Source organism: Lentilactobacillus otakiensis DSM 19908 = JCM 15040 (assembly GCF_001434145.1).
GTDB classification, from domain to species: Bacteria; Bacillota; Bacilli; order Lactobacillales; family Lactobacillaceae; genus Lentilactobacillus; species Lentilactobacillus otakiensis.
The window spans coordinates 20,650-36,650 of sequence record NZ_AZED01000005.1; the positions used below are offsets into that span (position 1 = coordinate 20,650).

Sequence of the window (16,001 nt, forward strand, 5' to 3'; positions counted from 1 at the left end):
TATAATTTTTATCAATATTTCAGTAGATATGCAACATTCACATTAGATTAACTGTGAGTGTTGGAAAGTCAGGCTAGTTAAACTTAGTGACCCTGTGACTTTGATGAAAGATTAACAGGAAGGGGAAACAGTCATGCAAGTAATCATAAAGAGCTTTGGCATATTTCTATCATGGGTAAGCAGTGGATTCCTAATTTATTTCTTTGTGACACTATCAGGCAGTACAGACGTCCGATTGAATTGGTACTTTGTTGCCATTGTCCTGTTTATCATATTTGTGGTCCAAACAATATTTATATACAGGGAGCAAAGAAAACATAACGGGAGCAAAATATAGTTGTTAATATAATATTTAAGGAAAAATGTCCATTTATGCTAAGGAGCCCATCAATCAATTGTTTTATTATTGATTGATCGGCCTCTCTGCGTGTCATGGTGAGTAATGGAATATTGCGGATATCAAGAATGCCTTCATGTTCGAAGTGTTATGCCTAATTCAGCCCGAGTTCAATGAATATTAACAAATGTGCTAAATCATAGTTTGATACATGTACTGGACACTACTATATTAATACTTAAAATGCGAGGTAAGATCAAATTTTAAAAATCTTGTTGCAGTTTATGATTCATATACTCCCAGTTCTTCTGCTGATTGGATTAGCCTTTTTAATAGGGTTTACGGTCGGACTGTACTATTGATAATGCAGTGATTCAGCTCGTGGCTTCAAGCACAATTTATCAACTCAACAAGCCTCTTTACACTTATTTTTTTCAAATATGATCACGTTTGGGCAGCTCAAGGACCAGGTGCCAGACTAACAAGACCTCAGTTACTGTGTTTATGCAGCTGAGGCCTTTGCGTTTTAGAATTTAGCTTTTAGACAACATAAAAGGACAATCCATATTTTCAGTAAAATAGGGGTTGCCCTTTAGTAACGGCAAAAATTATAAAACACGTTGAAACAATATTAATGATTCTTCAAACGAGATTGCCATTTCATTGTGGACCAAGTCGCCACCTCTTCACACCAACAATATCTTCCCGGAGCTCTTTCCCGATTCCAAGAGATCATGAGCTTCTTTTCCCTCAGACAACTTAAAGATGGTTGGGGCGTTTAAATTTATGTTTCCATTAAAAAAATAATCAAATAATCGTTTACTTCGCTTTTGTCGTTCTTCAAAACTGGTGAGATAATCCCACAAGTCACCAGTGGCAATAATCTGAGATTTTTCCATGACATCTAACAAATCAATTCGGGGTGGGTTGCCGCCGGCCATTCCAAAAAAGACCACTTTGCCCTTTCTCCTTGCTAATTTCAAGCTCAAAGGAATGGTACTGCCGACACCGTCGAAGACCGTTCCACTTTGTCCATTCCGCTTGAGGGTCGCTAAAAGCGAGCTGCCAGAATTGAATTAATTCATCTTGTCTTAATGGCCGTATTTCAATATTGGCATTTGTCATGGTGTCACCTCATATTTTGTAGACAAATATACCATAATAATTTTTGACAATCAAAATGGGGTTGTTGCGCTCACATGAGATGATTAGTACGTGGTCTGTTGTCCTTTGCGGGTGTTTTTTTGATTGATAAAGGACAGTCGTAACGCAATGACCTGGGAAACGCGACAAACGTCTCTCGGCAGCTGCTGAGAGACGTTTTGTAATACATTATTTTTTTGACTTATAATCAATCAGATATTTGGTCAATCGAACAGCAACATCCTGTTGGTTATCTAAAATACGAAGGACGTTAATTGCTAATTTATTATCATCAATTTCATATAAGACTGTGTTCTTGGGAGTTCTAAGATAGTAAACCCCTGCCAAACTAATTTTGCTTGTGATAGTTTCTGTGGGTTTGCCAGCTCTTGAAAAGTCTCTTAAATTTTCGAGTTGGTTAAAAATGTCTGATAATATTTTGTCGCTGACAGATTTGTCAAACTGATTATCCAAATAAGTGGTGATTGATTTTAGATCATTTACGGCATCATCATAAAGGTTTAAAGAATACGTCATCGGCCCATGATTTCCTTTTCAACATCTTTTAGTGAATGCAAGGAGCCTTTGCGTGCGTGATCAACAATTTGGATCAACTCATTAGCTACTTGGTTTTGCTCAAACTTTTCGAACTCATCAATATCAACAATCGCATACTTACCATAGCCATTTTTAGTCAGAATGACAGGATTGTCAGGTGTTACTTCGGCTAAAAGTTTATTATAAGAACGCAGCTCAGAAATGGGCTTGATGTTTTTAATACCGAGATTTGGTGTTTTCATATATCCACCTCCTGATGTAAGTATACGCAAGACGCTGCAAATTTGCAACGAAATGTGAACATAACTTCTTGAGGTAACTTCATCAGCTATTTTAGTTGCAATTTCCCCCAAATTACTATAATCTATTATCATACTTACAAATAGTAAGCGACAGGAGGAAAAAGCATGAGCATGGTTGATGTAGATAAATTACAATTTGGGCTGGAAACGTTTGGTGATATTGTTTCGGCTGAGGACGGTGAGCTCTTAACCGCTGGCCAATCAATTCGCCAAATCGTCAAGGAAGGCCAATTAGCCGACAAGTTGGGGGTTGACGTCTTCGGTGTCGGTGAACATCATCGTCCTGATTACAGTGTTTCAAGTCCTGAAATTGTCTTGGGCTCCATCGCTTCGGTGACTGAACACATCAAGCTGGCAACCGCCGTTACCGTGTTGAGTTCCGACGATCCAGTCCGAGTATATGAGCGGTTTGCCACCCTCGAAGGATTATCCGAAGGCCGTGCGCAAGTCATGCTTGGCCGGGGATCATTTACGGAGTCCTTCCCGCTGTTTGGCTATGATTTAACTGATTACGATGATTTGTTCAATGAAAAACTCGAAATGTACAGCCAATTGATCAAAGAAAAGCCGATCACTTGGCATGGTAAATTTACCCAGTCACTCAAGGATCAAGATGTTTATCCAAAGACTGATTACAATGGCATTGAAACCTATATTGGGATTGGCGGCTCGCCTGAGTCAATTATCAGAACTGCCCGATATGGCTACAAAGTTATTCTGGCGATCATTGGTGGGCAGGCTGATCGCTTTGTGCCATACTTGAACTTGTACAAGAAAGCAGCTGAAAAATATAACATGCCCGTTCAACCCGTTGCCGTTCATTCTCATGGCTTTATTGCTGACGACGAGGACGAAGCTGTCGAGGTTGCTTGGAAGAACATCAAGGCCAACTTCGATCGAATTGGCTTAACCCGTGGCTGGGCACCAATGAGCCGTGAGCAGTTTGATGGTGAAACTAAAGTCGGTTCGTTCTATGTGGGCAATCCAGAACACGTTGCCCAACGAATGGCTCGGACGATCAACTTGATGAACCTTGGTCGTTTCGATCTCGTCTATGGCGCAGGTAATCAGACCGCCGCTCAACGTGAGCGCATGATCGAATTATACGGGACAAAAGTGATTCCTCGTGTTAAAGAAATCCTGTCCGAGGAGGGCTAATCATGACGAAAATTAAAAATGTCGGCATCCTGGGTGCCGGGAAAGTAGGCATCGTGTTAGCCCAGTTGGCATTAAAGGCTGGCTATCATGTGCGGATTTCTGGATCGGGATCGGTTGAAAAAATCGCAATGACCATCGAAACCTTGGTGCCAGGGGCAACCCCGGCGACCAATCAAGGGGTGGTTGCCAAAAGTGATTTGATTATTTTGGCAATTCCACTTAGTCGGTATAAGAACATTAAATCGAAGCTGCTTAAGGGCAAATTAGTCATCGATGCGATGAACTACTGGTGGGAAACTGACGGGATTCGAGAAGAAGTCTTGGATCCGTCATCAACTTCCAGCGAGCAGGTTCAAAAGTATTTCAATAAGAGCACAGTGGTCAAAACTTTCAATCATATGGGTTACCATAACTTGCAAGAAGAGGCTAAACCGGCGGGGGCAGAGAATCGCAAAGCTTTGTTTGTGACCGGCGATAGCAAAGAAGCCGTTGATGAAGTTGCCGAATTTGTGGATACCATGGGCTTTGACACCGTGGTTCACTATGATATCGCTGACGGCATTATGACTGAGCCCGGCAGTGAATTGTTCGGTGCCAGTTTGACCAAAGCTGATCTGCAGAATGTGATTGATCATTTTGATGAGACTGATTTTGGGAAGAAGATTAAGGCGGAAGAACAGGGCTAGTTTTTGATGTTTACTAATAATTTGAGGCCAAGTAATTTGAGAGATGATTTCTCAAGTTACTTGGCCTTTTTTAGTTGAGTGATGGTCTTCTTTTTCTATGATGGGGGGGGTATAATCTCACTATAAAATTAATCATGCTTATATATGTATACGACTTTGTTCCAAATTCCGTTCGATAGCCTGAAAAATTTTATACAGTTCAAAAATGTTCCACAGTCACGTCGCAGAGAGAAAGAGAAGAGAGGCAAAGAAATATGGACGCATTAAAGAAGCTTGGTGAACTGCACGACTATGTTAAAAAGAACTACGAACAGGGTAAGTATGATAATCCCAACCATCAGGATTACTCAAGCCGTGAAGCGTATGAGTATCGATCAGATCCAACTGATGATTATCAAATGGGATTCAGTCAGGCACTCAAGGATCATGAGGAGAATCAGTCCTTCAAGGTATATCCCGAAAAGTTGGTTAATTTAGGCAATAAGGTGTCTGATAATAAGATGCAGGAATTGTCCGAGTTTATTGCCGGGTACAATGATGGCAAGAAGATTTTTAAGTAGGTTTTTTGACTGAGTTTACTGATTACTTTGAACCTGATAAAATTGTTTATACACAAAGGAGCCAGCTGCTTTTCGGACTATTTTGCCGAAGGGAAGCCGGCTTTGTTTGATACCGACATTTGTCTGTAAAATACGACGATTGGTGGTGTCTGGCACTAAACGAAACAAGTTGACATATTGGGAGTTGAAGTTGGTGATCAAGAAAACATTAGTAAATATCTTTGTTATTGTGATGGGGCTGTGGCTCCTTGGGTCATATTTTATTGAGCACAGGTGGCTAGAGCTTTTTGGATTATTGATCATAATCGTTTATGTGCTGGTAGTTAATAATCATAAACACAAGTAACGCTATAAATTTTCTGATTACAAATTAAATACATAAATCAAACATTCTTCATAGTTGGTATAGTTCAAGAAGGGGATAATAACTTGAAAGTAACACAAAAGTTCACTGAGAACATCACAAACCAATTTGGTGGTAAAACTTTGGCAAGATTGCCACTTCTACTTGGCTTAGTTACTTTACTTTCGCTTGGGCTGTATTTTTTTGACTCTCTCCAACAGGTTGCATCAATTGTTTTGGATATTTCATTGTTTGGATGGGCTGATTTGGTAGCAATTGTCCTTGCCAGAAGAGGCTGGAATGTCTATATCAGTGTTTTATTGTCGGCCATTTTCTTGGTGGTTGTCGGGGTCTTAGCTTATTTTGCTTTGGGTTTACTCACAGGAAAATAGTTAAGGGCTGACAGTTATTTGTACTCCATTTTGTTACACAATTAAAAAGGCAGTAACCACTGAGATTGTGATTACTGTCTTTTGCCAATTCATGCTTAAAAGTTTGATTGGCATTTATGGGTATATTCTGGTTTAGGCTGCCTTTGAGGACAGCTCCGACGGGCCTGACGCTAACTTCTAAGTCAAAACTGATTTAAATCCAAACCCAGGATTTTAATCAGTTCTGCCTTAGAAACCGCGTCAACCAGCCCTCGTCGCTCACTACTGTTCTTCATACCAAGTATAATGGAAGTTACCTGGGCGGTCGACACGTTCGTACGTGTGGGCACCGAAATAGTCACGTTGTGCTTGGAGCAAGTTTGCAGGAACAACTTCTGAACGATATGAATCGTAGTATGATACAGCAGCTGCTAATGATGGTACTGGTACGCCAGCCTTGGTTGCCAATGCTACGACGTCACGTGCTGATTCTTGATACTTCTTTGCAATATCAGTGAAGTATGGGTCAAGCAGCAGGTTTTGCAAATCTGGATTCTTGTCATATGCATCGGTAATGTTTTGAAGGAAGCGGGCACGAATAATGCAACCGGCTCTCCAAATTTTAGCCATTTCGCCTAACTTGATATCCCACTTGTATTGTTCTGAAGCGGCCTTTAATTGAGCAAAGCCCTGGGCATAACTCATTACTTTACCGAAGTAGAGGGCTTCACGAACTTTTTCAACGATTTCTTTCTTGTCGAAGTCAACTTTGCCTTCTGGCTTAGGAAGAACTTTCGATGCTGCGACACGTTCGTTCTTGATCATTGAAATGTAACGAGCGTAGACAGCTTCAGTGATGACTGATTGGTCAACACCGACTTCAAGGGCATCTTGTGAACTCCACTTACCAGTACCTTTGTTGGCACCACGGTCGAGAATCATATCAACGATTGGCTTAGTCTTATCAGCACCAAGATCATCTTTATGAGTCAAAATATCAGCGGTAATTTCGATTAAGTAGCTGTCGAGTTCGCCTTTGTTCCAGTCTTTGAAGATGTCAGCCAATTCATCAACTGAGTAGCCGGCAAGGTTTCTTAAAATATTGTAACTTTCATCAATTAACTCTTCATCACCATATTCGATACCGTTATGAACCATCTTGACGTAGTGGCCGGCACCATTAGGCCCAATGTAGGTGACACATGGTTCACCATCTGCAGGGGCTTTTGCGGCGATCTTTTTAAGAATTGGTTCAACCAAATCATAAGCTTCTTTTTGGCCACCTGGCATCAATGAAGGTCCTTGGAGAGCTCCAAGTTCACCACCAGAAACACCCATGCCGATAAAGTTGATTCCTGATTTATCAAGACGAGCGTTTCGAGCCATCGTATCGTGGAAGTTTGTGTTACCACCATCGATCAGGACATCGCCTTTATCGAGAAGTGGGAGTAATTCATCAATAACGGCGTCGGTTGGTTTACCAGCCTTAACCATCAAAATAATTCGACGAGGTGTTTCAAGTGAGTTAACAAAATCCTCAATCTTGTAACTTGGAACAAGTTTCTTATCTCCGTGATCCTTCATAACTGTTTCAGTCTTGGAGCCGGTTCTGTTGAAGATCCCAACAGTGTAACCGCGGCTTTCGATGTTAAGGGCTAAGTTCTTACCCATAACAGCCATACCAACAACACCAATGTTTGCTTTTTGATCAGCCATTTCAAAACCATCCTTTTCTATAATAGAATTACTACACGTTTAGTGTATCATCTCACAAACTAAAAGTGAAACAAAAACCTGTTAGAACGGTATGCCTAATTTGTTACCAGAAAGATTGTGAAAATGAAAAGGTCTTGAGTAGGAAACGCTTACATAGTTCAAAATGAGTTGCCAGCAACAGGTACAGGGGTTTAATTATTTTCATATGATCATGGATTGCTTTCATATTTACGTCAAAATAGTAAAAAATTTACAATTAATCATTTCGAAAAACTTTTCCAAACTAAAAAACTGATGGTTAACGAGTTCGTTAGCCACCAGTTTTAAGAATTAAAGATTACTTGTTCAATTTGTATACCCATTCACGGTGATCACGGGCGAGCAATTCATCAGCTGAAACTGGACCCATTGATCCTGGAATGTAGTTAGGGAACATAGGTTGTTGAATATCCCAAACTCGACGAATTTGATCAACAAACTTCCATGCACTGGCAACTTCTGGCCAGCTGGCGAAGTTGGTACCGTCGCCCTTCAAAACGTCGTGAATTAAACGTTCGTAAGGTTGTGGGGTTTCCTTAGTTCTCTTTGAATCTTCAAGGAATTGCAACTGAACAGGTTCAGTATGGAATCCTTGTTCACTGTTCTTGGCGTTAACCATCAATGAGAAGCCTTGGTTAGGTTCAATGAAGATGGTCAAAACGTTGGCGTTCAGTGGTGTGCTGCCGCTTTGTGGGAAGGCAAAGATGTCAACCAGTGGCTTCTTGAAGACAACGTCGACACGAGTGAACTTATCGGCAAGCTTCTTACCAGTTCTAATGTAGAATGGTGTGCCTGACCAGCGGTAGTTATCAAACATTAATTTACCGGCAACGAAGGTTTCAGTATTTGAATCCTTTGGAACACCGTCTTCTTCACGGTATTCTTTGTCGTTACCAACGGCAGCGTATTGACCGCGGACAAAGTTACTTGATGCTTCAGCAACGTTGTAAACACGGAGACTACGTAATGCCTTGACTTTTTCAGCACGGATATCGGTATCCTTGAAAGCAACCGGTTGTTCCATCGCAAGCAGGCTGACAATTTGCATAATGTGGTTTTGAACCATATCACGAAGGGCACCTGAGTTGTCGTAGTAGCCGGCACGCTCTTCAACACCCAACTTTTCAGCAAGGGTCACTTGAATATTGTCGATGTAACGGTTGTTCCAAAGTGCTTCAAAAATAGTGTTACCGAAACGAATGGCTTCGATATTTTGGATCATTTCTTTACCTAAGTAATGGTCGATTCGGAAGATTTGATCTTCGTCAAAGGCATTGCTTAAGTCATCGTTTAATTGTTTAGCTGATTCGAAATCACGGCCAAATGGCTTTTCAATCACTAAGCGGTTGAAACCGTTACCTTCAGAGAGAAGGTGTTGAGCCTTAAGGTTTTTGGCAACTGTTCCGAAGAAGTTAGGGGCCATTGAAATGTAGAACACACGGTTCCCGTTCAATTCGTACTTCTTGTCCAGTTCATTTGCCTTATCTCTTAGAACAGAATAGTGTTCAAGATCAGTCACATCATGCGTTACAAAATAGAAATGGCTGGCGAAATCAGCAATTTGCTTCTTGTTAGTTGATTCCTTAGAAACAGATTTCATTACCATCTCACGGTATTTTTCATCATCAAACTTGTAACGGGAAGTCCCAATCACAGCAAAGTGGTCACGAATATTTCCCTTCTCGAAAAGCTTTAACATTGCGGGATAAAGTTTACGAGTGGCAAGGTCACCAGTTGCTCCAAAGAGCATAATCAAAGAACGTCTTTCAGTTGGCAAAATGTTCACTCCTATCAGAATATTAACTAAGTAATTTGGCATATGTCTATACCAGTTCCCCAACATTATATAACACATGCTAGCCCAACGAAAGCGAATTCACCATGTAAATGAATAAAATTTACAAGCATATCATTTTCATGATTACGACATTAAATTGTATGTCGATTCCGTGACGGCTTTCTTAAGAAAAGGATAAATGGAAACCGATTTAACGGCTTTTAAGCGCTGATCCCTTATAATGAATCATGCAAAATAAAGATTAGGGAGCAATATCAAATGAAGAAATTTAAGTTTATCGCGTTCTTCGCTGTCCTTGCATCATTCTTAATTGGGTTCAGTGTCAGCGCTTCTGCAAGTTCTCCGTCACTTAAAGTCAATAATGTTTACACCACTTCAAAGGCAGTTACTGGAACTGCTACGAAGGGTGTTTCAATTATCGTGCGAAACACCAACAAGACAACGCTTGCCAGCACGACAGCTAATCGTTCCACTGGTAAATTCAGTGCTGAACTTCATACCAGCGTTAAAGCTAACCAGAAGCTTTACGTTTATGCTCGTAAGTCATCAACTTCATATTTCTACCGGATTATGACTGTTAAGACACCAAAGGCTTCAACTGCAACGACAACCAGTTCAAGTTCAAAATCTTCAAGCAGCAAGATCAAGATTTCAGAACCAACTGGCCGTTGGCAATCAGGTAACAATAATGGTTACAGCGTCGTTACCAACTTCAGCCAAAAAGGCGGCTTGAACCAAGGCCTGTACAAGAATGGCAAGTATCAAAAGAAGCTGATCAACTATGCAAATTACAAAGTAACGACTTATTCAAAGACTTTCTGGGGTATCACTTACCGCGAACGCGGCAGCAAGACTTATCATAAGTTTTACTTGAGATTCACTGATAACACCCATTTCATTATCGTCAACAAAGCCAACCACGCCATTAAAGTGCAGTATGGTAATACACCATTACACTATTACAAATTTGCGCTGGTAAAATAATTTTCATCGATGAAGGCTGGGACAAAAGTGCAAACTTTTGCCTCAGCTTTTTTTAGTGGTTTCATTATTACATAAGTCAAAACGTGCTCAAATGGCCGGATCAAAACGCCTTTTTTCGCACTCTCTTTTTGCTGGGCAAATTTTCGGTGTAACGTGGATGCCTTATGCTATGATGACTGTAAAGTAGAGATTTTGGAGGCCTAGTCATGAACGAGAATGAAAGAATGCTTGCCGGAAAATTAAGCAACCCCCGCGAGCCGGAGCTGTTGAAACGCCAAAAACTAGCGCATCGATTAACGAAAATGTACAATGATACCTTCGATGATGAAACAGAAAAGCGGTCCCGATTATTAAAAGAGTTGCTGCCCAATTCTTCTGAGCGTATTTACCTGCAGGGACCGATTTTTGTGGATTACGGGACGCACATCAAGATTGGCGACCACTTCTACGGCAACACTAACATTACTTTTCTGGATAGTGGGATGATTACTATTGGTGATAATGTATTGCTTGGACCTAATGTGAGTTTGGTAACACCCATGCACCCACTGCGATACCAAGACCGCAATTTTAATGCCAACAGTGACTTGCCAGGTAAAGAATACACCAAACCAATTACGATTGAGGATAATTGCTGGCTTGCCAGCAATGTGACTGTGGTCGGTGGTGTTACCATCGGCAATGGATCGGTCATTGGCGCTGGGAGTGTGGTGACCAGAGACATTCCAGCCAACTCGTTGGCGGTCGGGAATCCGTGCCGTGTTCTGCGGAAAATTACCGATCAAGATGATATTCGCCTGAAGAAGGAATTATTTTAGAGAATCTTCAGTTATGAATACAGTTTCCGACCCTAGTATGCGAAAATAGAGTTAATAGATTAATGATTTAAAAATGAAGTTAAGAGGGGACTGATCAATTGATTAAGCAACGAAGTGAAATCAGATTTAATTCTGTCATTATTTATTCGCTGATTCTAAACGCGGGGGCCGCGTTCATGTGGCCTTTGGTAACCGTTTATCTCCATAACTACCTACATAAGTCGTTGACGTTGGCAGGGATGGTCTTGCTGGCGATGTCGTGTTTTATGATGCTTGGCAACTATCTTGGTGGCTACCTGTTTGATCGCTGGTCTCCCTATAAGGCGACAATTATTAGTTCGTTAATTTCAACAGCCGCCATTATCACTTTGGTATTTTTCCATGGCTGGCCAATGTTTGGGATTATGCTGTTGTTTGTCGGATTTGGTGATGGCGCCTGTTTGACGTTGCTCAACTCATACGCTGCGAGCATTAAGACCCGATCGACCCGGGCAATTTTTAATATCCTGTATATTGGTCAAAATCTCGGGATTGTTATTGGGACGTTGATGGTCGGTTTCCTGCTCAAACATGGTGTGACACTGGTATTCACTGTCACTTCAGTGTTCTACGCTGCCTTAGTGGTGATTACGATTTTAGAGTTTAACGTCAAGGCCAACCGTCATGCACCTGCCAAGCCGGTGACACCAGGTGCCCCTGCGGAAACGCGGGTGGGTGGTATGATTCTGGCGATTTGTGGGGTTGTGCTCTCTGTTTATCTTGCATATGCCCTTTGGGAAAGTGTCTTGCCGGTTCACATGACCAGTTTGCACATTCCGTTTGAAAACTACAGTTTGCTTTGGACGTTAAATGGTCTGATGATTGTGATTGGACAGCCCTTTATTAATCGAATTGGTGCCCACTTTAAGCTCAGCACGCAAACCTATGTGGGTGTGACAATCTTTGCGGCCTCATTTATTTGGCTGATTTTTGCCCGCGACTACACTGCGTTTGTCCTAGTCATGATTGTGACGACGATTGGTGAAATGATTGGCTTCCCGGGGATTCCGGCTTGGATCGACAGCTTATCCACGCCGCAACAGCGGGGTAAGTTCCAAGGATTGTACAACCTGTTCATGTCATGTGGCCGGGCAGTTGGTCCACTGATTGGAGGAATTGTCCTGGATTTTGCGTCCTATAAGGAACTGTTCTCATTTGCTGCCGGGTTGATTATCATCTTTACGGTAATCCTGTGGGCAATGAATAAGCGCAGAGTTCAACGGCAAGCGATTGAGTAAAATTGATTAATAGCGAACTCAAAAGGAGCGTCTCGTCAATGTCGACGAGACGCTCCTTTTGAGTTCGAATTATTTTTAATATTTAACCTCTGGATGATCATGATCGACATACTGTGTCTGAGTGGTGGCACCCAAATATTTCTCGATATTGACTCATCTGATATTTCCCTAACTAATGCTTAGCTTTGGGCTAACAACTTATAAATTCGTTCAACATCGCGACCGGTTCCTCTTAATTCGTAATCGGCAAGGAAGGGGATGTTGAATTGAGATGCATAACGTTTGGCAGTCAGACAATACTGTTCGTTGAAGTTCTTATTGCCACTGCCGACAACCCCGTGACACAACTTGGCATTGTCATCGTAAGCGATATATTCCCCTAAAGCATTTGTCATTAGTTCTTTGACACCGTTATCGATGCCGTTGCCACCATCCAAGTAGGTTGGGACAAAAGCGAAGAACGGTTCTGTTTCGTCAGCGAAATCAGTCTGTTCACTGATTTCTTTTGATTCAACCAACGGGTTGGCTGGATCTTGATCGTGCATTCCGGTGGCATAGCTTGCTAAGTTTTTGACGAATGCGCGGGTATTTCCCTCAATTGAGATGAATAGAATGTTTATTGGGCTCAAGGTGGACCTCCTCATATTTTGAAAAGTAATAATCGAACATGATATTGAATATCTTAACTCTACCGATTGCAACGAGACTTGGCAACCTTAATTTGTGGAACCCTTGCCATGTTTAGGTGTATGACGTTCTTTGGTTGGCTTTGGAAGCAGCTTACCAATGATACCAAATCCCAACAATATGATAAATGCTAACCAACTGACCGCGGATAGCAGCTTGCCGGCACCAATTCCTGGTGTCGTGTAATCCAACTTAATCTGATGATTGCCGGCAGGTAGATTTGCACCAACGAAGCCCTTGTTGACCACAAAAGTCTTCTGAGGTTTGCCATCAATTGTCAGTTTCCAGCCAGTTGAGTAAGGAATCGAGGTGACCATGGTGCCAGAGCGTGGATTGTCGGTAGTTCCACTGACGTGGTTGCCATTCACCTTCAAATTAGCCGGTTTGGTCTGCTTCAATTTTTGCATCTGGGTGTCATATGATTTGTTATACGGCATTGCGACGAGTTTGGCAGACTTAAATTTAATGTTTTTCACTTGATTGAAGTTCAGTGAAATATTCTTTCGCTGATGGGTTGAATAACCTAAGTTGAGGACAATGTTATTGATCTGGCGGTAATTAGAGAGATTATTGTTGTCATACTGGTTATAACCATTTTTGTGATCTTTAGCAAAGACATTGAACATGTACCCGCCAAAGGTTGGATGCAAAATACTATGGCGGTATTCATCCATTTTGCCCATTCTTGAATAGAGTTTGTTATCTAACAAGAATTTGTTGGCCATCCATTGTCGGTGTTCGGCGGGGGTTCCTTCAGTTTGCTTGATTCCGGACAGAACTAGGAATAACTCGGTATTCTTAGTGGCCTTGGGGTTGTTAACCTTCAACGTATAGTCGATTGGATTTCCGACAACATCAGTGGTCATCTCTTTTAAGCCGTCAATGTTCTTATAATGATTCGTTTCAATGATTGATCGGTTAGTTGCCAAAAGATCTTTGGTCTTTTCCAAATTAGCGCCGAGACTGACTTGTTCATGAGGCTGGTCAACTAATTGGTCTGAATTGGATTTGTTAATGATTCCTAATCGGTACTTTGTCAGTTGGCGACCATTGTAAACGATCTTGGAAGTGTCCATTTTGACGGTGTAATCAATCTTCTTTTTTGGTGATTTGTAGGTCAGGGGATGTGTGTTGTATTGAGACTTGTTCACAACGGCACCTTGGGTCATCACGCGTTCGCGATCGACCTCACTGAGCTTATTGTACGTTGATGGTGAAACCGTCTTGTACTGGGTATATACCAGTGGCAGGGCGTTATTTGATTTGTAAATTGTGGTGCCATACATGTTTTCAATTGCTTGAACGGCATCAGTCCGTGCTTTGGCAGGAAAGACCTTAATCTGGCCATTCTTGTCACGAACCGGCTTATAGCCATAGGGAACAACCGGTACTTTTTTCGTGTTGGCCTTGGCGAACATGTATTTCACACCCAGCAAGTTATTGAAGGCAGTTCGATAATCACCTTGGGCAATCGGCGTGTTCATTGAAAACTGACTGTTGCCAACGGATTGCGAGAATTTGCCCAAATAGCCGTTCTGCAGTGTGAGATATACTGAAGTGTCGTTTAAGCCGCTGTTAATTGGGAAATCGGTGTTGGTATTTGAATAATTGGCTAAATTTTGAATGTGCGTATTGTAGTGGTAACGAGGATTCATTGAAACTCGGAAGAATCCGGGCATTTTTTTGAGGTACTTTTGAGCACCACTAAAGTAATCGTTACTAAAGCGGGTGGCTAATCCTCGGTTCAGCTGTTGGAGTGCCAGCTTACTGGAGTGGGGACTGTAGATGCCGATGATATTGGCAGAAAGGTTCAGCATGAAGACTGTTGAAACCAGAACGACTTTAGTTGATCCTTTCCAATCAAAGATGAGACTGCAGAGGACCACGATGACTGTGAGGAGTAAGAATCCATAAACGATAAAATCGTGGGGCTGTAGGTTCATTAAAAACCCGCCAAATGCCCAGACGACAACGATTAGGGCAATTGATGCCCAGCTGAACCAGGCAATGTCTTGTTTGGTAAAATCGCTAATGTGTTCAATGAAGACCATGGTTGCAAAACCAAATAGAATGTTCACCAGGAATACCCAGCGGTTGGAAGGCGTTGAAATGGCGTTCATGATCGCACCTACAGCTGGTAACATGATGCCAACAAGCATGGTCATCAAAGCAACGTTTGGCCACAGGTAACGTTTAAAGTGTCTTAACATGTACACAAGTCCGAGGAAGGATAAACCGGAAATGCCAATGACCAGCCAGAAGTTCATCGCCCGACCGGTTGGCAGAATTGCGCCAGGAATGTCTAAATAATATTGTGGTGGGAAGAAGAGCATGCCATTGGCAAAATTATCATTTAGCCGAGTCGACCCCATTGCCAAAATGATCGTTGGCAAAAAGACAATTGCAGACATCCCGAGGCCGATAATTGCGGATAAAACTAATTTTCCAAAAGATTTTAACGGTTCGAAGTCAGCCCATTTTCTTAAACTGAGCATTCTGATGATGACATAGGCAATTGAACCAAAGCCCAGAATCCAGGCAAAGTAGAAATTGCTCAAAAAGACCATGAAGACTGCAAATATGAGTGGCAGCCACGACTTATTGTGTAAGACTCGGTCGATGCCGTAACACAGCAGTGGGAAGAAAATCAACGGTAGGATGAAGAATGGGTGATGAAGAGCGGTTGCCAATGCATAACCATTGAAGGCATAGGCCAAGGAACCGATGATTCGACTACTTTTTTTGAATTTGTATGATGATGCCCACAGCATGAAGCTCAAGCCTGAGAAGTACATTCGCAAAAATACAAGGAATGCAAAGACATTTTCAATTTGGCTCTTTGGAAATAATGCAATCAGATAATTAAATGGGTCACCAATCACATAATATGCAAGATTGGTCAATTGATCGGAGCCTAAACTGATGTTCCAAGCCCAGTGGGTAAAACCACCACTGGGGTTGTGCAGGAACGTTAATATCATGTGACGGAGTTGGAGCAAAATGGGATAATGCTGAGCCATTCCGTCCAGTTCCCAAATCATTGATCTACCTGTTAAGAACAAGCAACCGACTAAAACACAGATCAGCGCGGTAAATAGCACCGTGTATGTGATCCAAGCTGGTGTTTTTTGCCATAGCTTTTTCACTTGTTAGATCCCCCTTAAACTTGATATGTCTAAATCGTCTCTATATGTAAAAAGACTGTTCGCAAAACAAATGTCTTG

General features: G+C 41.8%; 13 protein-coding genes and 1 pseudogene. 7 read left to right on the plus strand and 7 right to left on the minus strand.

Translation table 11 applies throughout. The features are described 5' to 3' along the window. Positions 1–1,023: 1,023 nt before the first annotated feature. The 3 genes and pseudogenes from FD05_RS01770 to FD05_RS01780 all read right to left on the minus strand — a co-directional run. Positions 1,024–1,359, minus strand: a pseudogene (locus FD05_RS01770) (zinc-binding dehydrogenase); the annotation flags it as partial. Positions 1,360–1,669: 310 nt separating this feature from the next. Next, a complete protein-coding gene (locus FD05_RS01775) occupies positions 1,670–2,017 on the minus strand; it encodes a type II toxin-antitoxin system RelE/ParE family toxin (RefSeq protein ID WP_020281410.1) in 348 nt (115 codons plus the stop codon). Continuing rightward, positions 2,014–2,280, minus strand: a complete 267-nt coding sequence (locus tag FD05_RS01780; protein ID WP_020281409.1) for a type II toxin-antitoxin system prevent-host-death family antitoxin — start codon at positions 2,278–2,280, stop codon at positions 2,014–2,016. The genes FD05_RS01775 and FD05_RS01780 overlap by 4 nt, the downstream gene beginning before the upstream one ends. Before the next feature lie 171 nt (positions 2,281–2,451). Here FD05_RS01780 and FD05_RS01785 point away from each other — a divergent pair, with 171 nt between their 5' ends. The 4 genes from FD05_RS01785 (at position 2,452) to FD05_RS01805 (ending at position 5,479) form a co-directional block, all read left to right on the plus strand. Beyond that, positions 2,452–3,498, plus strand: coding sequence for an LLM class flavin-dependent oxidoreductase (locus FD05_RS01785; protein WP_039933007.1), 1,047 nt, complete (start codon positions 2,452–2,454; stop codon positions 3,496–3,498). Positions 3,499–3,500: 2 nt separating this feature from the next. Continuing rightward, on the plus strand, positions 3,501–4,184 hold the full coding sequence (locus FD05_RS01790; protein WP_020281407.1) for an NADPH-dependent F420 reductase: 684 nt from the start codon (positions 3,501–3,503) through the stop codon (positions 4,182–4,184). 254 nt (positions 4,185–4,438) lie between these two features. Next, complete coding sequence (locus tag FD05_RS01795) at positions 4,439–4,744, plus strand: hypothetical protein (RefSeq protein ID WP_020281406.1); 306 nt, start codon at positions 4,439–4,441, stop codon at positions 4,742–4,744. 429 nt (positions 4,745–5,173) lie between these two features. Next, positions 5,174–5,479: a hypothetical protein gene (locus FD05_RS01805; protein ID WP_020281405.1), complete on the plus strand. Its 306-nt coding sequence runs from the start codon at positions 5,174–5,176 to the stop codon at positions 5,477–5,479. Positions 5,480–5,740: 261 nt separating this feature from the next. Here the strand turns inward: FD05_RS01805 and gndA are convergent, their stop codons facing one another. Together gndA and zwf are read right to left on the minus strand one after the other, a co-directional pair. Further along, positions 5,741–7,174: an NADP-dependent phosphogluconate dehydrogenase gene (gndA, locus tag FD05_RS01810; protein WP_020281403.1), complete on the minus strand. Its 1,434-nt coding sequence runs from the start codon at positions 7,172–7,174 to the stop codon at positions 5,741–5,743. Between the two features lie 337 nt (positions 7,175–7,511). Continuing rightward, positions 7,512–8,990 carry a glucose-6-phosphate dehydrogenase gene (gene zwf, locus FD05_RS01815; protein ID WP_020281402.1) on the minus strand — a complete coding sequence of 493 codons (1,479 nt, stop codon included), beginning with the start codon at positions 8,988–8,990 and terminating at the stop codon, positions 7,512–7,514. Positions 8,991–9,269: 279 nt separating this feature from the next. Between zwf and FD05_RS01820 the strand changes: the two genes are divergently transcribed. The 3 genes from FD05_RS01820 to FD05_RS01830 all read left to right on the plus strand — a co-directional run bounded on the left by FD05_RS01820 (position 9,270) and on the right by FD05_RS01830 (position 12,090). Beyond that, entirely contained in the window at positions 9,270–9,995 is a 726-nt protein-coding gene (locus tag FD05_RS01820) for an Ig-like domain-containing protein (RefSeq protein WP_020281401.1), read from the plus strand. 206 nt (positions 9,996–10,201) lie between these two features. Continuing rightward, entirely contained in the window at positions 10,202–10,813 is a 612-nt protein-coding gene (locus FD05_RS01825) for a sugar O-acetyltransferase (protein ID WP_039932973.1), read from the plus strand. 98 nt (positions 10,814–10,911) lie between these two features. Then, complete coding sequence (locus FD05_RS01830; protein WP_039932972.1) at positions 10,912–12,090, plus strand: MDR family MFS transporter; 1,179 nt, start codon at positions 10,912–10,914, stop codon at positions 12,088–12,090. Between the two features lie 179 nt (positions 12,091–12,269). Here FD05_RS01830 and nrdI read toward each other — a convergent pair whose 3' ends face one another. Next, positions 12,270–12,719, minus strand: a complete 450-nt coding sequence (gene nrdI, locus FD05_RS01835) for a class Ib ribonucleoside-diphosphate reductase assembly flavoprotein NrdI (RefSeq protein WP_020281398.1) — start codon at positions 12,717–12,719, stop codon at positions 12,270–12,272. Positions 12,720–12,806: 87 nt separating this feature from the next. Next, positions 12,807–15,923, minus strand: coding sequence for a YfhO family protein (locus FD05_RS01840; protein ID WP_039932970.1), 3,117 nt, complete (start codon positions 15,921–15,923; stop codon positions 12,807–12,809). Positions 15,924–16,001 lie beyond the last annotated feature (78 nt).